This window comes from Micrococcus sp. iso_26 (genome assembly GCF_056172975.1).
Map to the genome: position 1 here is coordinate 298,765 of NZ_CM149652.1, position 22,471 is coordinate 321,235.

16 protein-coding genes and 2 tRNA genes are annotated in these 22,471 nt (G+C 73.4%); 8 read left to right on the top strand and 10 right to left on the bottom strand.

Annotated elements, in window-relative coordinates:
* Window positions 1–46: 46 nt before the first annotated feature.
* Both AC0VX0_RS01400 and AC0VX0_RS01405 read right to left on the bottom strand, forming a co-directional pair.
* A complete protein-coding gene (locus AC0VX0_RS01400; protein WP_336638551.1) occupies window positions 47–5,101 on the bottom strand; it encodes an ATP-dependent helicase in 5,055 nt (1,684 codons plus the stop codon).
* Entirely contained in the window at window positions 5,098–5,556 is a 459-nt protein-coding gene (locus tag AC0VX0_RS01405) for a 23S rRNA (pseudouridine(1915)-N(3))-methyltransferase RlmH (RefSeq protein ID WP_170721451.1), read from the bottom strand. The genes AC0VX0_RS01400 and AC0VX0_RS01405 overlap by 4 nt, the downstream gene beginning before the upstream one ends.
* Before the next feature lie 105 nt (window positions 5,557–5,661).
* Here AC0VX0_RS01405 and AC0VX0_RS01410 point away from each other — a divergent pair, with 105 nt between their 5' ends.
* On the top strand, window positions 5,662–6,750 hold the full coding sequence (locus tag AC0VX0_RS01410) for an alpha/beta hydrolase (protein ID WP_049147910.1): 1,089 nt from the start codon (window positions 5,662–5,664) through the stop codon (window positions 6,748–6,750).
* 66 nt (window positions 6,751–6,816) lie between these two features.
* On the opposite strand, the gene AC0VX0_RS01415 is transcribed toward AC0VX0_RS01410, so the two are convergent.
* Window positions 6,817–6,907: transfer RNA gene (locus tag AC0VX0_RS01415), tRNA-Ser, on the bottom strand.
* 74 nt (window positions 6,908–6,981) lie between these two features.
* Window positions 6,982–7,488: a nucleoside deaminase gene (locus AC0VX0_RS01420; protein ID WP_069941747.1), complete on the bottom strand. Its 507-nt coding sequence runs from the start codon at window positions 7,486–7,488 to the stop codon at window positions 6,982–6,984.
* Between the two features lie 126 nt (window positions 7,489–7,614).
* On the opposite strand from AC0VX0_RS01420, the gene AC0VX0_RS01425 reads away from it, so the two are divergent.
* Window positions 7,615–8,622, top strand: coding sequence for an IS481 family transposase (locus AC0VX0_RS01425; protein WP_069941746.1), 1,008 nt, complete (start codon window positions 7,615–7,617; stop codon window positions 8,620–8,622).
* Here the strand turns inward: AC0VX0_RS01425 and AC0VX0_RS01430 are convergent.
* Window positions 8,619–9,513, bottom strand: a protein-coding gene (locus tag AC0VX0_RS01430; protein WP_136940265.1) for an IS5 family transposase whose coding sequence is annotated in 2 segments (ribosomal slippage) — window positions 8,619–9,155 and window positions 9,157–9,513 — 894 coding nt in all. Because the reading frame shifts where the segments join, the coding sequence is not laid out codon by codon here. The genes AC0VX0_RS01425 and AC0VX0_RS01430 overlap by 4 nt on opposite strands.
* Window positions 9,514–9,633: 120 nt before the next feature.
* Here AC0VX0_RS01430 and upp point away from each other — a divergent pair.
* The 3 genes from upp (at window position 9,634) to AC0VX0_RS01445 (ending at window position 12,127) form a co-directional block, all read left to right on the top strand.
* Window positions 9,634–10,269 (top strand): uracil phosphoribosyltransferase, encoded by a 636-nt coding sequence (upp, locus tag AC0VX0_RS01435; RefSeq protein WP_069941749.1) that lies wholly within the window; start codon window positions 9,634–9,636, stop codon window positions 10,267–10,269.
* Window positions 10,270–10,743: 474 nt separating this feature from the next.
* A complete protein-coding gene (locus AC0VX0_RS01440; RefSeq protein WP_036316068.1) occupies window positions 10,744–11,532 on the top strand; it encodes a winged helix-turn-helix domain-containing protein in 789 nt (262 codons plus the stop codon).
* Window positions 11,533–11,602: 70 nt separating this feature from the next.
* Window positions 11,603–12,127 carry a SixA phosphatase family protein gene (locus AC0VX0_RS01445; protein WP_002854135.1) on the top strand — a complete coding sequence of 175 codons (525 nt, stop codon included), beginning with the start codon at window positions 11,603–11,605 and terminating at the stop codon, window positions 12,125–12,127.
* A gap of 79 nt (window positions 12,128–12,206) precedes the next feature.
* Here the strand turns inward: AC0VX0_RS01445 and AC0VX0_RS01450 are convergent.
* A tRNA-Arg gene (locus AC0VX0_RS01450) sits at window positions 12,207–12,280 on the bottom strand.
* A gap of 244 nt (window positions 12,281–12,524) precedes the next feature.
* On the opposite strand from AC0VX0_RS01450, the gene AC0VX0_RS01455 reads away from it, so the two are divergent.
* The gene (locus AC0VX0_RS01455) at window positions 12,525–14,369 is read left to right on the top strand and encodes a phosphoenolpyruvate carboxykinase (GTP) (protein WP_036316066.1); all 1,845 of its coding nucleotides are present in this window, start codon (window positions 12,525–12,527) and stop codon (window positions 14,367–14,369) included.
* A 68-nt stretch (window positions 14,370–14,437) separates the two neighbouring features.
* Here the strand turns inward: AC0VX0_RS01455 and AC0VX0_RS01460 are convergent, their stop codons facing one another.
* A complete protein-coding gene (locus tag AC0VX0_RS01460; protein WP_069941745.1) occupies window positions 14,438–15,628 on the bottom strand; it encodes a globin domain-containing protein in 1,191 nt (396 codons plus the stop codon).
* Window positions 15,629–15,723: 95 nt separating this feature from the next.
* Window positions 15,724–16,182: an RrF2 family transcriptional regulator gene (locus AC0VX0_RS01465; protein ID WP_069941744.1), complete on the bottom strand. Its 459-nt coding sequence runs from the start codon at window positions 16,180–16,182 to the stop codon at window positions 15,724–15,726.
* Window positions 16,183–16,253: 71 nt separating this feature from the next.
* On the opposite strand from AC0VX0_RS01465, the gene AC0VX0_RS01470 reads away from it, so the two are divergent.
* A complete protein-coding gene (locus tag AC0VX0_RS01470; protein ID WP_101966090.1) occupies window positions 16,254–18,449 on the top strand; it encodes a RecQ family ATP-dependent DNA helicase in 2,196 nt (731 codons plus the stop codon).
* A 10-nt stretch (window positions 18,450–18,459) separates the two neighbouring features.
* Here AC0VX0_RS01470 and AC0VX0_RS01475 read toward each other — a convergent pair whose 3' ends face one another.
* The gene (locus tag AC0VX0_RS01475; RefSeq protein ID WP_063189907.1) at window positions 18,460–19,935 is read right to left on the bottom strand and encodes a phosphomannomutase/phosphoglucomutase; all 1,476 of its coding nucleotides are present in this window, start codon (window positions 19,933–19,935) and stop codon (window positions 18,460–18,462) included.
* A gap of 141 nt (window positions 19,936–20,076) precedes the next feature.
* Here AC0VX0_RS01475 and AC0VX0_RS01480 point away from each other — a divergent pair, with 141 nt between their 5' ends.
* Window positions 20,077–21,228 (top strand): MFS transporter, encoded by a 1,152-nt coding sequence (locus AC0VX0_RS01480; RefSeq protein WP_257963025.1) that lies wholly within the window; start codon window positions 20,077–20,079, stop codon window positions 21,226–21,228.
* A gap of 45 nt (window positions 21,229–21,273) precedes the next feature.
* Here AC0VX0_RS01480 and AC0VX0_RS01485 read toward each other — a convergent pair whose 3' ends face one another.
* Window positions 21,274–22,344: a polysaccharide deacetylase family protein gene (locus AC0VX0_RS01485; RefSeq protein ID WP_240756393.1), complete on the bottom strand. Its 1,071-nt coding sequence runs from the start codon at window positions 22,342–22,344 to the stop codon at window positions 21,274–21,276.
* Window positions 22,345–22,471: the final 127 nt, after the last annotated feature.

Consider the following 22,471-nt stretch of genomic DNA (forward strand, 5'->3'; position numbering starts at 1 on the left):
GTGACAACTCAACCCGCGTTGCGGACGGGCGGACGGGCGTGGGTTCTCAGTTCCGGAACCGAATGCCCGATGGGCTCGAGTAGAACCCCGCGGCCAGCAGCGCCTCGGCCAGCGGCGTGCCGAGCACGGGCCCGCCGTTGACCTTCTCCAGGCTCAACCGCTCGGTGCGGCCGGTGCGCAGCGCCCACACGAGCGCCTCCGCCGCGGCCCGCAGCTCGCCCGGATCCTCCGTGAACGCGAGCAGCGTGCGCCCGCCGCGCTCCATGTAGAGCGCCAGCCGCCCCGCGATCAGCACGACGACGGCGCCCGCCTTCCGGCCCGGGCGATGGCCCGTGGGCACGACGCCGTCCGGCCCGGCCGGCACGGACGGCCAGTCCAGCGCGGCGCCGTAGGGATTCGCCGGATCCGTCGCGGCCAGGGCGAGCGCGAGCGGGGCGGTGTCGACGGCGGCGTCCTCCTCGTCCCGCTGGAACCCGCGCAGCCGGTCCACGACGGCGCCGGTGGAGAACTGCGCGCCGCCCAGCCCGTCGACGAAGTGGCCGCGGCGCACCTGGCCCGCGTCCTCCATCCGGGTGAGCAGCCGGTACTGCCCCGCGAATCCGCCGGGGACCTCCTCGGCCACCACGGAGCCGCGCGTGATCACGCCGTACCGGTCCAGCAGCAGCTCGGCGGTCGCGTGGGCGCGGATCGTGGGGTCCTGCTCGGCGGCGGGCAGCAGGGACCAGCGGCCGGCCGAGCGGGCCTGCTCGGCGGCCGAGAGCCCGACGGTCCCCGCCGTGAGGCCGGCCGAGCCCCGGGCGCCGCCCTCGGGCGAGGTGAGCCCCGCGTACCGGCCCCGCCCGCGCACCCCGGCCAGCCGCCCGCCGAGCCCGCGCCCGGCCGCCGCCCCCGCGGCCCCGCCCGTCCGCGCGGTGCGGGCCCGCGGCGTCTGCCGGCCGGTGCGGTGCGCGGTCTTGCCGAGCGAGAGCAGGCCGCGGACGGGGGCGAACGTGTCGTTGCCGACCCGGCCGTCCCACACCAGGCCCCACAGCGCGCCCAGCACCGCGGGGCCGCGGGCCAGGTCGGCCGGGTCGCGGTGCGGGTCGGGGCCGCCCGCCCCGCCTGCGCCACCCGCGTCGCCGTCGTCGCCCGCCGCCTGCGCCGCCCGCACCCGCTCCACGAGCTGGGGGAAGAACCAGGCCCCGCCGCCGGCGAGCACCTCGAGCACGGCCGCGCGCAGGGCGGCGTCGGCCGGTGTCTCCTCCGCGGGCTCGGGCAGGCGCAGCGTGAGGTCCACGGCGTCGGCGGGGTGCAGGGCCACCCAGCCGTCGTTGCCGGTGGCCTCCCCGACGCCCGACCACACGTATTCGCCCGTGGCCAGCAGCTCGTCGAGCAGGGCGGGGGCGTAGTCCCGCACGCGGGCGGGCAGCACGAGGGACTCCCACGCGCTCGCGGGCAGGGGGGTGCCGGCCAGCTGGTCCAGGACGGTGGCCACCCCGTCCACGCCCTCGAGCGTGGCCGGCGGCCGCCAGGCCCCGTCGCGCCCCGTCCGCGGCCGCAGGTGCTGCCAGTCGGCGAGGAACCGGGCGTACGCGGCCTGGTCCACCGGCTCGACCTCGGCGCGCAGCGCGGCGAGGGAGCGCATGCGGATCCGCCGCAGCACCTCGGCGTCGCACCACTCGGCGTCCAGGCCGGTGGCCCCGGGGGTGCCCTCCGGCCGGAACGCGCCCGTGCTCACGCGGCGCTCGGTGGCCAGGCGCTGCAGCACCGAGAGCACGACGGCGCCCCCCAGCCCCAGCGCGGCCCCCGCCTCAGCGGCGGTGAAGGGACCGTGGGTGCGGGCGTAGCGGCCCACGAGGTCCCCGAGCGGGTCCTCGACCGGGTCGAGGAACGCGGTGGGCACTCCGTGCGGGATCGGCGTGCCGAGCGCGTCCCGCAGGCGGGCGGCGTCCTCGGCGGCGGCGAACCGCTCGACCCCGTCCTGGCGCAGGCGGAACGCGCGGCCGGCGCGCTCGAGCTCCGCCAGCATCCCGGCGACGGCGTCCTCGTCCGCGGACTCCTCCGTCTCCCCCTCGGGGCGTGTGCGCCGCGCGGCCTCCGCCACGGACAGCGGTCCCAGCAGGCGCAGCAGGTCCGCCACGCCCTCGGTCCCGCGGGCGCGCCGGTCGGGCGCGAGCCGCTGCAGCTGGGCCTCGACCTCCGCGATGACCTCGGCGTCGAGCAGCTCACGCAGCTCCTCCGTGCCCAGCAGCTCGGACAGCAGTGCCGGGTCGAGGGAGAGCGCGGCGGCGCGGCGCTCGGCCAGCGGGGAGTCGCCCTCGTAGATGAACTGGGCGATGTAGCCGAACAGGATGGACTGGCTGAACGGCGAGGGCGCCGTCGTCGTGACCTCCACGAGCCGGACGGCCCGCGAGGACACCCGCCCCGCGAGCTCCTTGAGCGCAGGGAGGTCGTAGACGTCCTGGAGCACCTCGCGCACGGTCTCCAGGATCACGGGGAACCGCGGGTGCTTCCGTGCCACGTCCAGCAGCTGCGCGGACCGCTGCCGCTGCTGCCACAGGGGGGTCCGCCGCCCGGGATCACGGCGCGGCAGCAGCAGGGACCGGGCCGCGTTCTCCCGGAACCGGGCGGCGAACAGCGCGGACCCGCCGACCTCCGCCGTGACGATCTCGTCCAGCTCCTCGGCCGTGAACTCGAACAGCTCCGCGCCCGGCGGCTCCGCGTCCATCAGGGGGATGCGCAGCACGATCCCGTCGTCGGCGGCCATCGCCGCGCCCGAGCCGGTCTCCAGCCCGTACCGCTGCGCCAGCCGCGCCCCCACCGCGAGCGCCCACGGGGCGTGCACCGCCATGCCGTAGGGGGAGTGCAGCACGACGCGCCAGTCGCCGAGCTCGTCCGTGAACCGCTCCACCACGAGCGTCTGCTCGGTGGGCAGCACCCCGGTGGCCTCGCGCTGGTCCTTCAGGTAGGCCAGCAGGTTGTCCTGCGCCCACGGGTCCAGGCCCGCGGCGGCCAGGCGGGTGCGGCCGGCCTCGGGGTCCGCGTCCAGCTCGCGGCGGAAGCGCCCGACGGCGTCGCCCAGCTCCGCCGGCCGGCCCGCGGCGTCGCCCCGCCAGAACGGGAGCTTGCCGGGCTGCCCGTAGGCGGGCAGCACCAGGACGCGGTCCGCGGTGATGTCCACGATGCGCCAGCTCGTGGCGCCCAGCAGGATGACGTCCCCCACGCGGGACTCGTAGACCATCTCCTCGTCGAGCTCGCCGACCCGGCGCCCGCCGGAGCGGGCCGAGCCCGCGGACGCGGAGCCCGCCGACTCGGCCGTGTCCCCGGCCGCCGCGCCGCCGGGGGTGCCGTCCGCGCCGCCGTCGGAGGCCAGGAACACCCCGAACAGGCCGCGGTCCGGGATGGTGCCGCCCGAGGTGACTGCGAGGCGCTGCGCGCCGGGGCGGGCGGCGAGCGTGCCGTTCTCCCGGTCCCACAGGATGCGCGGGCGCAGCTCGGCGAACTCGTCCGAGGGGTAGCGGCCGGCCAGCAGGTCGAGCACGGACTCGTAGGCGGAGAACGGCAGCGTCGCGAACGGCGCGGACCGGCGCACGAGGTCGAACCACTCCTGTGCGTCCAGGTCCGCGACGGCGACGGCGGCCACGGTCTGCTGGGCGAGGATGTCCAGCGGGTTGGCGGGGATCCGCAGCGACTCGATGCGCCCGGCCGTCATGCGCTCGGCCACGACGGCGGTGTCCACGAGGTCGCCCCGGTGCTTGGGGAAGAACACGCCGCGGGAGACCTCGCCCACCTGGTGGCCGGCGCGGCCCACGCGCTGCAGACCGGAGGCCACCGAGGGCGGCGACTCCACCTGGATCACCTGGTCCACCGCGCCCATGTCGATGCCCAGCTCGAGCGAGCTCGTGGCCACGACGCAGCGGATCTGGCCGGTCTTCAGCGCCTCCTCGACGATGGCGCGCTGCTCCTTGGACACGGAGCCGTGGTGGGCGCGGGCGAAGTCGGAGACGGTGCCCGATCCGGTGCCGGTCTGCCCGGCCACCTGGGCGGGTCCGTGGAAGCCGGTCGGGTCCGGTGTGCGGAAGCCGGGGACGGCGTCCGGGTGCTCGGCTGCGGCGGCCGCCTCGGCGCGGGCCTCCCAGATCTCGTTGAGGCGGCCGGTGAGGCGCTCGGCCAGGCGCCGGGAGTTGGCGAACACGAGTGTGGAGCGCCGCTCGGCCACCAGGTCCACGATCCGCTCCTCGACGTGCGGCCAGATGGACCCGCCCGTCACCGCGCCCTCGTCGCCGAGCCCGCCCGTCGAGGAGCCGGGGCCCAGGTCGTGGACGGCGGCGGGGGAGGAGAGGTCCGTCAGGTCCGGCACCGGCACCGTGACCGTCAGGTCCCAGCGCTTGGCCGAGGCGGGCCGCACCACCGTCACCGGCTGCGTGCCGCCGAGGAACCGGGCCACCTCGGCGGCCGGCTCGACCGTGGCGGACAGGCCGATCCGCTGCACCGGCGTGTCCAGCAGGGTGTCCAGGCGTTCGAGGGAGACGGCCAGGTGGGCGCCGCGTTTGGTCCCGGCCACGGCGTGCACCTCGTCCACGATCACCGTGCGGACCCCGGCCAGCGCCGCGCGGGCCTGCGAGGTGAGCATGAGGTACAGCGACTCGGGCGTGGTGATGAGGATGTCCGGCGGATCCTGCTGCAGGCGCCGTCGCTCGGCCGCCGGGGTGTCTCCGGAGCGCACACCCACCCGGACGCGCGGCACGGGCCTGCCCTGGTGTGCGGCGGTCTGTGTGATGCCCACCAGCGGGGCCCGCAGGTTCCGCTCCACGTCCACGCCGAGCGCCTTCAGCGGCGAGACGTAGAGGACGCGGGTGGCCGCCGTCCCCTCGGCGGCGGGCTCGCGCACGAACGAGTCGAGCGCCCAGAGGAAGGAGGAGAGGGTCTTGCCTGAGCCGGTCGGCGCGATCACCAGTGCGTGCCGCCCGGAGGAGATCGCGTCCCACGCGCCGAGCTGGGCCGGCGTCGGGGCCTCGAACGCGCCCGTGAACCAGGCGCGCGTGGGCTCGGTGAACCGGCCCAGGACGACGTCGGCCGCGGGCGTGGCCGAGCCCGCTGCGGTCTCCGCGGGCCCGCTCATGCGTGGTGGTATGGTCGGCCGGCGGAGATCTCCTGGGCTCGGTAGACCTGCTCCGCCAGGATCAGCCGCACGAGCTGGTGCGGGAAGACGAGCGGGGACAGGGACCAGACGCGGTCCGCGCGGGCGTGGACCCGGGCGTCCACCCCGTACGCGCCTCCGATCACCATCGTCACCGGGGCGCCGACGTCGAACCGGCTCTGCAGGTGCCGCGCCAGACCCGGCGAGTCGAACGCCGGCCCCCGCTCGTCCAGCAGGATCAGGTGCTCGTCCGCGCCGACCGCGCCCAGGATCCGGTCCGACTCCTCCGTGCGCGCCGCCTCCTCCTGCCGCGCGGAGTGCGGCAGCAGGCGCCACGAGAGGTCGTAGGGCCTCTTGAGGCGCCGCTCGTAGCGGTCGATCCCGTCGACGACCCACGCCTCATGCTTCTTGCCGATGGCCAGCACCCGAACAGACATGGCCCCATGATCGCACCGGCGGCGGACAGGGTACGGGGGTCGGCCCCCGCCGCTCGGTTACGCTCGCCGGGGCGGGGTGCCCGGCCCCGCACCGGAAGGGGGCCCATGACGTCGACGGCTCGCTCTGCGCGGGTGTCCCGCCGCGCCGCGCTCGGCCTCGGGGTCGGCGCCCTCGCGGTGGGCGGGGTGGCCGTCGTCACCGACCTGGCCGGCGCGCCCGCCGGGCCGCTGGGCGCCAACGCGACGGCCCTGTACGGCATGCGCAGCTCCACCGGCCATACGTACGCGGCCCTGCCCGGGCGCGCCGGACGCATCGACGTGTACCGGCCGCCGGGCCAGGGGCCGTTCCCGGTCCTCGTGTGGAACGCGGGTTCCGGCTGGCGCAGCGACCGCGGCTACAGCGACGGCGCCGACGTCGCCCGCGGCCTGGTCCCGCACGGCTACGCCGTCGCCGCGTTCTCGGTGCGCAGCTCGAAGCAGGGCACGTTCCCCGCCCAGGTGGAGGACGCGACGGCGGCGGTCCGCTGGGTGCGGCGCAACGCCCCGGGCCTGCAGCTGGACGCGGGGCGGGTGGCCGTGGCCGGCTCGTCGTCGGGCGGCTGGAACGCCCTCATGGCCGGCCTCACGGGTGGCCAGGACCTGGACCGGGAGCAGGTGCCGCCGCCCGGCCGGGAGGTGCCCGACGGCGGCCACGCGATCCCGGAGGAGGACCGCGTCCAGGCGATCGTGGACTTCTTCGGCCCCACGGACTTCCTGACGATGAACCGCCAGATGCTCCCGGGCGCGTGCGCGGACTACAACCGCGCGAACCGGCTGAAGCACTGCCACCTCGACGACCGCAGCACCAAGTCGGACATGCTGGGGGTGCCGGTCCTGGCTTCGGGCGGCCTGACCCGGCTGGCCTCCCCGATCACCCACGTGCGCCCGGACTCGCCGCCCCTGCTGGTCGTCCACGGGCGCAAGGACGTCACGGTCCCGTGGGGGCAGAGCCTCGAGCTGTACCGGGCCGCCGAGGCCGCCGGACTGCGCACCGCGTTCTACTCGGTGGCCGAGGGCGGCCACGACCTGGGCATGATGACCGCGAAGACCCGCAGCGCGGAGGTGCTCCGCAACGGTGTGCCGGCCAGCGCCGTGCACGCCACCATCTCGTGGTCCGCGGTGGCCTCGTTCCTGGACGCCGTCCTGCCGCGCTGAGCCGGCGGCCGGACCCGCCCCGGCATGGCGAAAGCCCGGGAGCACGAGGCTCCCGGGCTTCACATCTGGCGGTGACGGTGGGATTTGAACCCACGGTACGGGGTTACCGTACACAGCATTTCGAGTGCTGCACCTTCGGCCGCTCGGACACGTCACCAGACCAGGACACCCTACCCGAGCCGCGGCGGCGCGCCCAAACCAGCCGCCCGCCGTCGTCGGGCGCGAGCGCGTTCAGTCGCGCTGGGCGGCGAAGAACCCCCGCAGCAGCGCCGCGCTCTCCTCGGAACGGACGCCGGCGCGGACCTGCACCTGGTGGTTGAAGCGGGGGTCGCGGACCACGTCCAGCACCGAGCCGCACGCGCCCGCCTTCGGGTCCCACGCCCCGAATACGACGCGCGGGATGCGGGCCAGCAGCAGCGCACCGGCGCACATGGGGCAGGGCTCGAGGGTCACCACGAGGGTGCAGTCCGTCAGGCGCCAGCCGTCGCCCGCCCCGGCGGCGGCCCGCAGCTCCGCCCCGCGGCGCAGAGCGAGGACCTCGGCGTGGGCGGTGGGGTCGTGGTGCTGCTCGCGCTCGTTCCCGACGACGGCCAGGACGGTCCCGTCGCCGGCCACGAGGGCGGCACCGATCGGCACGTCGCCGGCCGCTCCGGCCGCGCGGGCGGCCCGGAGGGCCAGGCCCATCCACACGTGCTCCTGCTCGGCCGAGGGCGCGGGGGAGGGGACGGGGGAGGACACGCGGCCAGCCTAGCTGTTGTGGGTCATGAGGTTCTTGACATGGGTACCGGGCTGAGATGAGACGAGTGGGCCTCTCCCGCAGGATGGAAGTTCCTACACCACCGACCTGCCCGAAAAGACCCACTCATGACTCACGCTAACGCACCCCTGACCCCCACCGGCCGACTCAGGATGGTCCACCGCCACCTGCACGACGGGATCCCGCAGGCACACGTGGCCGCCGAGTTCCGGGTGAGCCGGCCCACGGTGGCCACCTGGGTCGCCCGCTTCCGCGCCCAGGGAGAAGCCGGCCTTCAGGACCTGCCCAGCCGGCCGCACCGTTCACCTGCCCAGCTCGATCCGGTCCTGGTCGCCCAGATCCACGCCCTGCGGCGGGAGCGCAAGTGGTCCGCACGGCGCATCCATCACCACCTCGTCTCCGAAGGCCACCGGGTGTGTCTTCGTACCGTGGGACGGTGGCTGCACCGACTCGGGATCTCCCGCCTACGGGACCTGACCCCGGCCGGAGAAGACCTGCGCCAACGACCCCAGAAGATCACCGCGAGAGGGCCGGGGCACATGGTGCACCTGGATGTGAAGAAGATCGGGAAGATCCCAGACGGGGGCGGCTGGCGCACCCACGGACGTGAAAGTGAAGCAGGCCGTGCTTCCAAGCGTGGTGCAGGCCGGCGGGTCGGCTACACCTACCTGCACTCGGCGATCGACGGGTTCACCCGGCTGGCCTACACCGAAGCGTTGGAGGACGAGCGGGCGGCCACGACCGTGAGCTTCTACTGCCGGGCGAGGGCGTTCTTCGCCGCCCACGGCATCACCGTGGACCGGGTGATCACGGACAACGGAAACAACTACCGGGCTGCGGACTTCACCGCGAAGGTGGTCTCGCTCGGAGGCCGGCATCACCGGATCCGACCCTACACCCCGCGCCATAACGGGAAGGTGGAGAGGTACAACCGGCTGATGGTCGATGAGGTCCTCTACGCCCGCCCGTATACCTCAGAGACAGCTCGGCGTGAGGCCCTGGCGGTGTGGGTGAACCACTACAACTACCATCGGCCTCATACCTCCTGCGGGGACGCCCCGCCGACCTCGTTGGCACCGGCCCGAGTCAACAACGTCATGCCCTCCTACACCTAGGGCATGTCTGACAATCGTTTTGACCATGCGAGCACAGCATTCAGGACCACAGCGGCCCTGTAGATGATCGCGTACTTGTCATACCGGGTCGCCAGACCCCGCCACTGCTTCAGGTGAGCGTACTGACGCTCGATGACGTTGCGGCCCTTGTAGGCGTCCGCGTCGAGGCTGACGGGGCGCCCGCCGCGGGCACCGCGCCGTCTGCGGTGGCCCTGCTGGTCGGCCGGTTCGGGGATGACCGCTTTGATCCCACGGGCACGTAGGTGAGTGCGGATCGCCCGGGAGGAGTACGCCTTATCGCCCAGCACCGCCGCAGGGCGGGTCCGGGGCCGCCCTACTGGCCGGGTCACGCGCAGCTGCTCCAGAAGAGGAAGCAGCATCGGGGAGTCCCCTGCCTGGCCGGGGGTGATCAGGCTGACCAGCGGCAGCCCGGTCCCGTCCACGAGCTGATGGATCTTCGTGCTCAGCCCGCCACGGGAGCGCCCGATGCCGTGATCGGCCGGCTCCTCACGCGGATTCTTGTAGTTCGACCCATCCCCCTGTGAGGCGGGTGATGTTCGTCGCGTGCTGATGCGCGCGGGCGATCGTGGAGTCCACCGAGACCGACCAATCGATCAGGCCTTCGGCGTCAGCGGCGGCGGTCAGCGTGGCCAGCACCGTGTCCCATGTGCCTTCTTCGGCCAAGCGCCGATGCCAGGTCCACACGGTCTGCCAGGGCCCGTAGACCTCGGGCAGATCCCTCCAAGCGATTCCGCACCTGTATCGGTAGATGATCGCCTCCACCATGGTGCGGGCGTCGGCGAACGGCCTGCCGGCGCGGCCGGTCCGGGTCGGGAGCATCGGGGCGATCAACTCCCATTGGGCGTCGGAGAGCATCTGGAACCGGGACATGTCCCCAGGGTCTCAGCTGACTCGTGCATCTATTCTCAGACACGCCCTAGCGGCGGTGTCGGCGTCCCCGCGGGCGCGGGGACGGGCGGAGGGGCACGCGTGGGCGGTACCGTGGGCGCCATGCGCGTCCACATCGTCGACCACCCGCTCGTGGCCCACAAGCTCAGCGTCCTGCGGGACAAGAAGACCCCGTCCATGATCTTCCGGCAGCTCACGGAGGAGCTCGTGATGCTGCTCGCCTACGAGGCGACGCGCGACGTGGCCATGGAGGAGGTGCGGATCGAGACCCCGGTGACCGCGACCACCGGCTTCCGCCTGGCCCGCCCGCGTCCGCTGGTCGTGCCGATCCTGCGCGCGGGACTCGGGATGCTGGAGGGGATGACCAAGATGGCGCCGTCCGCCGAGGTCGGGTTCCTCGGCATGGCCCGCAACGAGGAGACGCTGGACATCGTCACCTACGCGGAGCGGCTGCCGGCCGACCTGTCCGGGCGTCACGTGTTCGTCCTGGACCCCATGCTGGCCACGGGAGGCACGCTGATCGAGGCCATCCGCTTCCTCTACCAGCGCGGCGCGGCGCGGGTCACCTGCCTCTGCCTGCTCGGAGCGCCCGAGGGCATCGAGCGGTTGGAGGCCTCGCTGGGCGACGTCGAGGTGGACCTGTACCTGGCCGCCGTCGACGAGCGCCTGGACGAGCGGTCCTACATCGTCCCCGGCCTCGGTGACGCCGGCGACCGGCTCTACGGCCTGGCGGAATGACCTGATCGGACCTCCGCGTCCGCCGCGAGACGACCACGGTCCCCGCCCCCACCGGGCGGGGACCGTGGTCGTCTCACGGGAGCGTCTCCGGCGGGGACGTCAAGCGGAGCCGCGAATGTGTCGTCCATTTAGTGGACGTCATGGCCCGCTGTGACCCGTCATCATCGCGTCATATGGAATGCCTGGAAGTCGCCTGCATAAATATTCCGCATAATCACTCGTCCTGTGGCGCGTCCTGCCGTGTTGAACAATGAAAGAGTCACGCGGGCGAGCCGACCGTCCTCGCGACGCTATTCCGATCCGCGAATAGTGATGTTGAGCACATTCAGGACTCTTCTTCTCAAATAATGAGACAAAAGTGCGAACGTTACTTGCCAGTCCCCTCGGTGAAGTCACATTCTTGTCATGTGACGCCTCGTCCGCCGCACCGACCGAGCGGTGGAGGGGCCATGAGCCGAAAGAGGAGTGGTGGCCATGGGTCAGTCCGCCGGATACGTGCACATCTCCGTCCGCAACGCGCAGCGCCGGGCCGACGGCATGTCCCGCCGAGGCCAGGCCCGCGCAGGCCTGCGCCTGGCCGGTGGCACCGACGCCCCCGACTCCCAGACGGCGCCGACGCCGGTCCTGGCGCCGAACGGCATCCCGGGTCCCCAGGCGGTGGCCCGGGAGAACGAGGCCCGTGGGTTCGTCATCTACGTGGGCATGGACGAGCTGGCCGCCTCGGCCGCCGGCACCTCCCTCACGCGGCTGGCCAATGAGCTGCGCCACTACGTGGAGTCCCTCGTCCCCGGGGCGGAGTCGCACGCCGCCGTCGCCCTGGCCCCCGCCGGCGCGGAGGGCCGCGACATCGAGGTCGTGCGCCAGGTGCTCGGCGACCCGACCGTGCAGGGCGGCACCCGTCCCGACCTGGCGCAGGCGCCGGCCCCCGTGTCCACGCGCCAGCCCGGTGTGCTGATCGATCTGTCCCGGCGCGAGGTGCAGCTGGACGGTGAGTCGCTGAACCTCACCTTCAAGGAGTTCGAGCTCCTGAACTACCTCGTGGAGAACGGCGAGCGCACCGTCGGCCGCGAGGAGCTGCTCGACGCCCTGTGGCGCAACGCCGACGAGGTGCCCAACGAGCGCACCATCGACGTGCACATCCGCCGCCTGCGCGCCAAGCTCGGCCGCCTCGCGAACACCGTGCGCACCGTGCGCGGCCAGGGCTACCGCTTCTACCGCCACCCCGAGGTGGTCGTGTGGGCGGCGCCGGAGTACAGCATCTGACCCGCGCCCGCCCGTGTCCGACGACGGCCCCCGCTCACCCGAGCGGGGGCCGTCGCCGTAGCCTGGCCGCATGAGCACCGCCGACGCGAAGACCCTGATCGTCCTCCGGCACGCCAAGGCCGGCTGGCCCGACGCGGCCGACGACCATGCCCGCCCGCTCGCCGAGCGAGGCCACGCCCAGGCGCCCGCCGCCGGCGACTGGCTCCGCGAGCACGACCTCGTCCCGGACGCCGTCGTGTGCTCCGATGCGCTGCGCACCCGTCAGACGTGCGTGTGGGTGTGCGAGCGCCTGGGCGAGCTGGCACCCACGCCCTACCTGGACCCGCGGCTCTACGGCGCCGACGCGGCGCGGGCCCTGGCCGTCGTCAACGAGACGGAGGAGACCACGCGACGGCTGCTGGTGGTGGGCCACATGCCGTGGGTGCAGGAGCTGGGCATGCGGCTGATGAGCCTGGACTCGGACCAGGACGCGGCGCTGCGCATGAGCGAGCACTACCCGACGCTCGGGATGCAGGTGTTCCGGGTGGAGAAGCCGTGGGCCGAGCTCGACGGCCGCGACGCCGCCCTGACGCACTTCGTGGTTCCGGGGCGCTGACCTCCGCGGCGGCGCGCGTGGCAGAGGCGCGCCGACATGACGAAGGCCCCGCTCCAGCAGGAGCGGGGCCTTCCGATCGTGCGCCCAAAGGGATTCGAACCCCTGACCTTCTGTTCCGTAGACAGACGCTCTATCCAGCTGAGCTATGGGCGCATCATCCGATCCGCCGGAGCGGCTCGAACTCGTAGAACACTACAGGACCTCTCCGGCGAAGTGCAAATCGACGGTCTGCGGTGGTCTGAGTCGGGGGTGTGGCGGGGGCGCGGCCATGATAGCCGGGCTCGGGTACCATGGCAGGACCGTGCGGCCACAACGATGTGGTGCGCGCTTCGGCGGTGCACGCATCGGAGTGGACGGGACGGAACGGCCCCGGACCCCAATGGGAGGACTCTCCACCATGGCTGACAACGCCACCACCTCGTTCGCGGATCGCGCCCTGGCGGACGCGCCCACGGACTACGCCCAGCTGCGCGAGTGGGTCGCTCAGATCGCAGAGCTGACGCAGCCGGACTCCGTCCAGTGGGTCGACGGCTCCGAGGAGGAGCGCGACCGTCTCGCGGACGAGCTCGTGGCGGCGGGCACCCTGACCCGCCTGGCCGAGGACAAGTTCCCCCACTCCTTCGCCGCGTTCTCCGATCCCGCCGACGTCGCCCGTGTGGAGGACCGCACCTTCATCTGCTCCGAGAAGGAGGAGGACGCCGGCTTCACCAACAACTGGATGGACCCGGCGAAGATGCACGGGATCCTCGACGACGCGTTCACCGGCGCCATGCGCGGCCGCACCATGTACGTGATCCCGTTCGTGATGGGCCACCTCGACGCCGAGGACCCGAAGTACGGCGTGGAGATCACCGACTCCGCCTACGTGGTCCTGTCGATGCGCATCATGGCCCGCATCGGCCAGGACGTGCTGGACAAGATGTCCCGCGAGCAGGCCTTCTACGTGCCGGCCGTGCACTCCGTGGGCGCCCCGCTGGAGCCGGGCGAGCAGGACGTGCCGTGGCCGTGCAACGAGACCAAGTGGATCGTGCACTTCCCCGAGGAGCGCTCCATCTGGTCCTTCGGCTCCGGCTACGGCGGCAACGCCCTGCTCGGCAAGAAGTGCTACGCGCTGCGCATCGCCTCCGTGATGGCCCGGGACGAGGCCTGGCTCGCCGAGCACATGCTGATCCTCAAGCTGACCAACCCCGAGGGCCGGTCCTACCACATCACCGGCGCCTTCCCCTCGGCCTGCGGCAAGACCAACCTCGCCCTCATCGACCCCACGATCGAGGGCTGGAAGGCCGAGACCCTGGGCGACGACATCACCTGGATCCGCGCCGGCAAGGACGGCGAGTTCCGCGTGATCAACCCGGAGACCGGCTACTTCGGCGTCGCCCCCGGCACCGGCTGGTCCACCAACCCGAACGCCATGCGCGCGATCTCCAAGGGCAACTCCATCTTCACCAACGTCGCCCTCACCGACGACGGCGGCGTGTGGTGGGAGGGCATGACGGACGAGGTCCCCGAGCACCTCACCGACTGGCGCGGCAACGACTGGACGCCCGAGTCCGGCACCCCGGCCGCCCACCCGAACTCCCGGTTCTGCACGCCCATCGAGCAGACGGACATGCTGGCCGACGAGTACCGCGACCCGCGGGGCGTGAAGCTGGACGCCATCCTGTTCGGCGGCCGCCGCAAGACCACCGTGCCGCTGGTGACCGAGGCCTTCGACTGGGAGGACGGCATCCTCAAGGGCGCCACCCTCTCCTCGGAGACCACCGCGGCCGCCGCCGGCGCCGTGGGCGTCGTGCGCCGCGACCCGATGGCCATGCTGCCGTTCCTCGGCTACGACGCCGGCGACTACCTGGCCCACTGGGTCAGGGAGTCCGGCAAGGCCGACCCGGAGAAGCTGCCGCGCATCTACCTGGTCAACTGGTTCCGCCGCAACCGCGACGGCGGCTTCGCCTGGCCCGGCTTCGGCGAGAACTCCCGCGTCCTGAAGTGGGTCGTGGAGCGCCTCGAGGGCAAGGCCGAGGCCGAGGAGACCCCGATCGGCCTCGTGCCGGCCGCGGGCTCGCTCGACCTGTCCGGCCTCGAGGTGTCGGCTGAGGACCTCGAGGACGCCCTCAAGGTCGACGCCGCGGAGTGGGCCGAGGAGAACGAGCTCATCGAGGAGTGGCTCGGCCGGTTCGGCGAGTCCCTGCCGCAGGCCATCCGCGACCGCTTCGAGGCGCAGAAGCAGCGCTTCGCGCAGGCCTGAGCCCCGCCGCACGCGGAACGGCCCGCACCCCGTGAGGGGTGCGGGCCGTTCCGCGTTCCGGGGCCGGATCAGGCGGCGAGCCAGAGGTCCGGGCCGAAGATCTCGTAGCGGATGGACGTCGCGGGCACGCCGGCGTCGATCAGCTTCGAGCGGGTGGACTGCATGAACGCGAGCGGGCCGCACAGGATGTAGTGCCCGTCGCGGGGCAGTTCGACGTCGTCGAAGTGCATCACACCCTCGACGGTCGTGACGCCCTCGGGGTCCTGCTCGGGTCGCACCCCGAGGAAGAGGCGGGCGTCGCCGTGCGGCAGCGCCGCCAGGGACTCCGTCACCTGTTCGCGCAGGGCCACCGCCTCCCAGGACGCGTCGCCGTGGAAGAAGAGGACCTGGCGGTCCGAGCCCTGCTGGGCGAGCGCGTCCAGGATCGCGGCGGCCGGGGTGATGCCGATGCCGGCGGTCGCCAGGACCAGGGGAGCGGTGGAGTCCTCGTCCTCGAGGGTGATGTCGCCGTAGGGGTTGGACAGCTCGATGACGTCGCCGACCTCCACGTTCTGGATGAGCATGGGCGAGACCTCGCCGCCCTCGTCCAGCTTCACGGTGATGACACGTTCGGTGGTGGACTCGGCCTTCTCGGAGAGGGAGTACTGGCGGCACTGGCGCAGGCCGTCCTCGACCTTCAGGCGCACGGACACGTAGCCACCGGCCCTGCCGCGGGACTGCGGGGTGTCGTCGGCCGGCTCGAAGCGGAAGGTGACGGCCGCGTTGCCGGTGGGCTCCTTCGCGACGACCCTCCAGTCCGTCCACATCCTGTCGTTGGCCTGCTGGGCGTAGAGGCCCTTCTCGATCTTGATGAGGGCGTCGGCCATGAGCCAGTAGACCTCGGTCCAGGCGTCGGCCACCGCGGGCGTGACGGCGTCGCCGAGCACCTCGCCGATGGCCCAGAAGAGGTTCTCGTAGACGATCGGGTACTGCTCCTCGACGATGCCGAGGGCGGTGTGCTTGTGGGCGATGCGGGACAGGACGGCCTCGGGCAGGGTGCCCGGGTTCTCGAGCAGGTGCACCGCGAACCTCACGATGGAGCCGGCGAGGGCCTGGGCCTGCTCGCCGTTGCGCTGGTTGGCGCGGGAGAAGACGCCGTCGAGGAGCTCGGGGTGGGCCTCGAACATGTGGGCGTAGAACAGGGGCGTGATCTCCGGCATGTGCTCGGCGACGACGGCGGCGGTGGCCTCGATGACGGGGCGGGACTTCTCGGACAGCACGGGGGTCTCCGTCTCCTCGGTGGCGAATCTTGCGCTGGTTTTGCCAGATTACACCCGGCCGTCGCCGTCGGGAACTCGCCCCCCGGCCCGTTCCCTCAGCGCGCCACGGGGATCTCCGGCAGGCCCAGCAGCACGGGCCCGCCGACAGGCCCGGCGCTCACCAGATCCCGGATCCGCACGGTGTCGAGCTCGGCGAGGAAGGCCTCGCGCGCCCGGTGCAGGGCGCCGCGCAGGCGGCAGTCGCCGGCGTAGGGGCACGCCACCCCGGAGTCGCGCCCGGCGCAGTCGATCACCTCGTCGCGGCTGCTCAGCGTGCGCACGAGCTCGCCCACACGCTGGTCCAGACCGGCCGCGGCGATCATGGCCCCGCCGTGCCGACCGCGCAGCACCTCGATGGTCCCGCGGCGGCGCAGCTCGGCGACCGCCTTGATCACGTGGTTGTAGGGCACCTGGATCCGGTCCGCGATCTGCTGGCTGGTGAGCCGTTCCCCCTCGGCCGCCGCGAGCGTCATCAGCACGCGCAGGCAGACGTCGGTGTAGGCGCTCAGCTTCATCCCGCCATCATCCCACCGGTGCACGGCGCCGCCGCGCCTGCGGTGTCCGGGCCGGTTGGCATACTGACGCCATGGACGCCACCTCGCACCCCGACGCCGGCCCCCGCCTCCCCGAGACCTCCGCGCCGGGGGGCGACGCCGCGCTGCACGAGGAGGCCCTGGCCGTCCTGCGTCGGCTCGTGGACCGGCCGGACGCGCGATTCAAGGACGGGCAGTTCGAGGCGATCGAGGCGCTCGTGGCCCACCGCCGCCGCGCCCTGGTGGTGCAGCGCACCGGCTGGGGCAAGTCCGCCGTGTACTTCGTGGCCTCCCTGCTGCTGCGCGCCCGCGGCGCGGGGCCCACGCTGATCGTCTCCCCGCTGCTCGCGCTCATGCGGGACCAGGTCGCGGCCGCCGCCCGGGCGGGCGTGCGCGCGGTGTCCGTGAGCTCGGCGAACGCCACGGAGTGGGACGAGGTCCGGGCCCGGCTCGCGGCGGACGAGGTGGACGTGCTGCTGATCTCGCCCGAGCGCCTCACGAACCCCCGGTTCCGGGACGAGCAGCTGCCGGACCTCGTGGCGCGCATGGGTCTGCTCGTGGTGGACGAGGCCCACTGCATCTCCGACTGGGGCCACGACTTCCGGCCGGACTACCGCCGCATCCGGGACCTGATCGGGCTGCTTCCCGCCGAGGGGCCGCGCGCGGTGCCCGTGCTGGCCACCACCGCCACGGCCAACGCCCGTGTGGTGGCGGATGTGGTGGAGCAGCTCGGCGTCGCCTCCGAGCAGGACGTGTTCGTGCTCCGCGGCCCCCTGGCCCGCGCCTCGCTGCGCCTGGGCGTGCTGCGCATGCCCAGCCCGGCCGCGCGCCTGGCCTGGCTCCTCGACCACCTCGGGGACCTGCCGGGCTCCGGGATCGTCTACGCCCTCACGGTCTCCGCCGCCGAGGACACGGCGCGCGCCCTGCGCGAGGCGGGGCACGAGGTGGTCGCCTACACGGGCCGCACGGACCCGGAGCGTCGCGCCGAGATCGAGGAGGACCTCAAGGCCAACCGGGTGAAGGCCGTCGTGGCCACCTCGGCGCTCGGCATGGGCTTCGACAAGCCGGATCTGACGTTCGTGGTGCACCTCGGTGCGCCGGGCTCGCCCGTGGCGTACTACCAGCAGGTCGGCCGCGCCGGCCGCGGGACGGACCACGCGGACGTGCTCCTGCTGCCCGGGCCCGAGGACCGTCGCATCTGGGAGTACTTCGCCACCGCCTCCATGCCGGACGAGGGGCAGGCGCGCGCCGTGCTGGGGGCGCTCGCGGACCACGGCGGGGCCCTCTCCGTGGCGGCGCTCGAGCCGTCCGTGCGGATCAAGCGCACCTCCCTGGAGCTGCTGCTCAAGGTCCTCGCCGTGGACGGGGCGGTCGAGCGGGTGGGCGGCGGCTGGCGCGCCACCGGGCGGGAGTGGACGTACGACGCCGAGCGGTACGCCCGCGTGGCCGAGGCCCGCCGGGCCGAGGAGCGGCTCATGCTCGACTACCAGACCACGGACCGGTGCCGCATGGAGTTCCTGGCCCGCACCCTGGACGACCCCACCGCGGCGCCGTGCGGCCGCTGCGACGTCTGCGCCGGCCCCTGGTACCCGACGGGATCGGACGGGGCGGCGCGTGAGCGCGCGGAGGCCGCCCTGCGCCGCACCGGTGTGCCGATCGAGCCCCGTCGCATGTGGCCCTCGGGCATGGACCGGCTGGGCGTGCCCGTCAAGGGGCGCATCGCGTCCGAGTCGCAGGCCGAGGAGGGCCGCGCGCTCGCCCGCCTGACGGACCTCGGGTGGGGCACCGTCCTGCGGGACCTGCTGGACCGGGAGGACGCGCCGGTGCCGGAGGAGGTCCTGCGGGGCGCCGTCGACGTCCTGGCCGGCTGGGGGTGGCGGACGCGGCCGATCGCCGTCGTCGCGATGCCCTCGCGCACCCGCCCGCAGCTGGTGGGGTCGTTCGCCGAGGGGATCGCCCGGATCGGCCGGCTGCCGTTCCTCGGCTCGCTTGAGCACGCGCGCGGCGGCCCCACGGCCGGGCCGGGCGGCAACAGCGCCTACCGGCTCGGGTCCGTGTACGGCCGGTTCGCCGTCCCCGAGGCGATGGCGCAGATGTTGCGCACCGCCCCGGACGCCGGCCGCCACGGCCCCGTGCTGCTGGTCGACGACCTCGTCGACTCGCGGTGGTCGCTCGCCGAGGCTGCGCGGGTGCTGCGCGAGGCCGGCGCCCAGGGGGTGCTGCCGCTCGTCCTGGCCCAGGCCGGATGAGCCGCCGAGGTCAGCGCTCCGCGCGGACGATCGCCAGCACGGCGTCGCGGAGCGCCTCCATGGTGGCGGCCGTGCGGGCCTCGCCGTTGTAGCGCAGGAACGGCTCCGTGTTGGACGGGCGGAGGTTGAACCACCACGTGCCGTCCTGGGCGGCGACCGTGGTGCCGTCCATGCGGGTCACCGTGGTGGCCACCCCGGCGAAGTCCTCGTGCACGGCCTGGCCCTCGCCGACGCCCTCGCCCACGGCGGGGGCGAACTGCGCCACCACCGCGGCCACGGCGGCGTCCTTGTCCGCGACCTGCGAGTTGATCTCTCCGGAGGCCACGTACGGCTCGTACTCCTCGGCCAGCTCGGACAGCGGCTGCTCCTGGCCGCCCAGGGCCGCCAGCACGTGCATGGCCGCGAGCATGCCGGTGTCCGCGTTGAAGAAGTCGCGGAAGTAGTAGTGCGCGGAGTGTTCGCCGCCGAAGACGGCGGACTCGGCGGCCATGACCGCCTTGATGAAGGAGTGGCCCACGCGGGTCTCCACGGCCCGGCCCCCGTCGGCCGCCACGAGCTCGGGGACGGCGCGGGAGGTGATCAGGTTGTGGATGACCACGGGGGTCTGCTCGCCGTCGGCCTTCGCGCGGGCGATCTCGCGGCGGGCCACCAGGGCGGTGACCGCGGAGGGGGAGACCGGGGCGCCCTGCTCGTCGATCACGAAGCAGCGGTCGGCGTCGCCGTCGAAGGCCAGGCCGATGTCCGCGCCGTGCTCCACGACGGCGGCCTGCAGGTCCCGCAGGTTCTCCGGTTCCAGCGGGTTGGCCGGGTGGTTCGGGAAGGTGCCGTCCAGCTCGAAGTAGAGCGGCTCGATCTCCAGCGGCAGGGCGGCCAGCTCGGCGTCGCCGAGGACGGCCGGGGTGGTCTTGCCCGCCATGCCGTTGCCCGCGTCCACCACGACCTTCAGGCGGCGCACCCCCGTCAGGTCCACGAGCGAGCGCAGGTATGCGGCGTAGCCGGGGAGGATGTCCTCCTCCGTCACGGTGCCGGCGGTCTCGGCGGCGGGGATCTCACCGGCGTCGAGGTAGGCCTGGGCCGCGTCGCGGATCTCGAACAGCCCGGTGTCCGAGGAGACCGGCACGGCGCCGGCCTGGGCCATCTTCATGCCGTTGTACTCGGCCGGGTTGTGCGAGGCGGTGAACACCACGCCCGCGGCCTGCTTCACGCCCGCCGCGTAGTAGAGCATGTCCGTGGAGATCAGCCCCAGGGTGACGACGTCGGCGCCGCGGCGCGTGGCACCCTCGGCGAAGGCCGTCATGAACGCGGGCGAGGAGGGGCGCATGTCCCCGCCGACCAGCACGGTGTGACCGGCCAGGCCCAGCACGTCCACGAAGGCCGCGCCCACCGCGCGGACGCTCTCCGCCGTGATGGACTCGCCCACGATGCCGCGGACGTCGTACGCCTTGAAGGAGTCGTGCAGGTCGAGGGAGGGGGTCGAGGTAGTCACCCGACCGATCGTAGTGGACAGCCTGGATACAGTGAGGGCGTGCCCCCGACCACTCCGCCCCCGAGCGCGGGGCCCCCGGCCGTCCCGCCGTCGGGACCCGCGCCGGCCGCTCCCGGGGAGCCCGCGTACCGCAGGCTGCTGATCAGGCTGTTCCTGGCGGGGGTGGCCACGTTCGCCCAGCTCTACTCCCCGCAGGGTCTGCTGCCGCTGGTCAGCGACGACCTGGGCGTCCCCGCGGACCGCGCCGCCCTGCTCGTCTCCGCCAGCACACTCGGCCTCGCCCTGTCGGTGGTGCCGTGGTCCGTGGCCGGGGACCGGTGGGGCCGCCGACGCGCCATGGTGGTCTCGATGGTCTCCGCCAGTGCGTGCGCGCTCACGGGCGTCCTCGCACCCACGTTCGAGGCCATGCTGGGCCTGCGCCTGCTCGAGGGCATGGCGCACGGGGGTGTCGCGGGACTCGCCGTGGCGCTGCTGGCGGAGGAGGTGGTCCCGCACGCGGTCGCGGCGGCCGCCGGCACCTACATCGCCGGCACCACCCTCGGCGGGCTCTCCGGCCGGCTCCTCGCCCTGCCCGTCGCGGAGGCGTCCTCGTGGCGCGGCGGGATGCTGGCCGTCACCGTGGTCGGGGTGCTGTGCACGGTCGGCTTCCTGGCGATCACGCCGCGTGCCCGACGTTTCACGCCGTCGCCCACCTCCCCGGCGACGCTCGTGCGCATCGTGCGCGGTCACCTGCGCTCGCCGGAGCTCGTCGCCGTCTACCTGCAGGGGGCGCTGCTGATGGGCGGGTTCGTGGCGCTGTACAACTTCGTGGGGTACCGCCTGCTCGACCCGCCGTTCTCCTGGACGCCGACGGCGGCCGGCCTCGTCTTCCTCGCCTATCTCGCGGGCACGTGGTCGTCGCCGCGCGCGGGTCGGCTGGCCGCGCGGGTGGGCCGGCTGCCCGTCCTGGCCGGTGCGACGGCGGCCATGGCGGCAGGCGTCGCCCTCACGTCGGTCCCGCATCCGGCGGTGCTGGTGCCCGCCCTCGTGCTCGTGACGGGCGCGTTCTTCGCCGCCCACGCCGTGGCCTCCGCGTGGTCTGGGACGGCCGCCCCCACGGGCCGCGCCCAGTCGACCTCCCTGTACAACTTCGCGTACTACGCCGGCTCGAGTCTCTTCGGCTGGCTGGGCGGCGTGTTCCACGAGTCCCACGGGTGGCCGGGGACGGTGCTGATGGTCCTGGCCCTGGTGCTGACCGCCCTGGCGAGCGCCGTCGTCGTGCTGCGCGGGCGCGGGACGGCCCCGGCGCGCTGAGCCGGGGCCGTCGTGGGGGCGGGTGTCAGGGGGCCGACCCGCGGGTCACCAGCCGAGGGCCTCGGCATCCGTGCCGGTGGCGGACCGGGCCTGGTCGCGCCAGGCGGCGAGGACCTCCGGGTCCTGCAGCTCGAGCCACGCGATCATCTGCTGGTAGGTCACGCAGTAGGTGTCCTCCTCGACGCAGACCTCGCGCATGACCTTCTCCACAGCCGGGTTGAACGCGTTGAGACCCCAGTCGTTGAAGTGGTTGCCGAAGACCAGCGGGGCGCGGTTGCCCGCGAACGCCGAGTCGTACATGTAGCGGTAGGTGCGGTACTGGAAGTCGGTGAGTCGGGCGACGTCCTCCGGGATGTCCTTGCCGCCGTTGCCGGAGATCCAGAAGTTGTAGTCCATCGCCATCACGAACGGGCTGGCCGCGTCCTTCTCGGCGAGCACGGGGGACCAGGTCATCGGCATCTCGAACTCCCAGATCCCGTCCTCCTGGTAGGGCCAGGCGACGCCGGAGGCGGCCGCGGCACGCGACGTGTCGTACTCGAGTCCGTTGTCCTTCCACATCGGGACGAGCTGGTCCCACTCCCCGTCGAGGCAGGGCAGACGTCCGCCCTTGACGTCGTCGGGGGTGACCTCCAGCGCCGGCAGGGAGCTGCCCGGGTTGTAGGTGCCGGGGTCGGAGAGGATGTCCGTGAACGAGCCGTACTCCTGCTTCCATTCGGCCGTGGACCAGTGGTCTGCGCCGTACCTCGTGGGCGCGCACAGGTGGCCCGCGTAGTGGGTGCCGATCTCGTGGCCGGCGGCGTGGGCCGTGTTGATGTTCTCGATGCGCTGCGCCACCTCGGCCTCGTCGCCGCCGAACTCCGTGCCCACGTAGCCGGGCTCGTTGCCGGGCGCCGTGTAGTTCTCCCGATTGGCGGTCTCGATGAGGTTGATCGCGGACTGGAACACCGTGAACTTCGCGTCGGAGTCCGCGGCCGCGTCCAGGAAGGTCTTCCAGCGCGCGTCCTGACGGCCGCCGTCGAAGGAGAAGAGGACGAACTGCGGCGGGCGTTCCTCCGCCGTGAAGGCCCGCATCGGCACGCCCTCATGGGAGCGGGCGGACGGGCGGGGGAAGGACATGCGGTCTCCTGGCTCGGTCGAGTGGCGGGCGGAGTGTCTCCTCCATGGCCGCCGTGTCCAGACACGGAGGACTCCGCATTCCACCGTAGGCGAGGCCCTCGGTGGCTCTGGGGCCCTGGCAGAACTG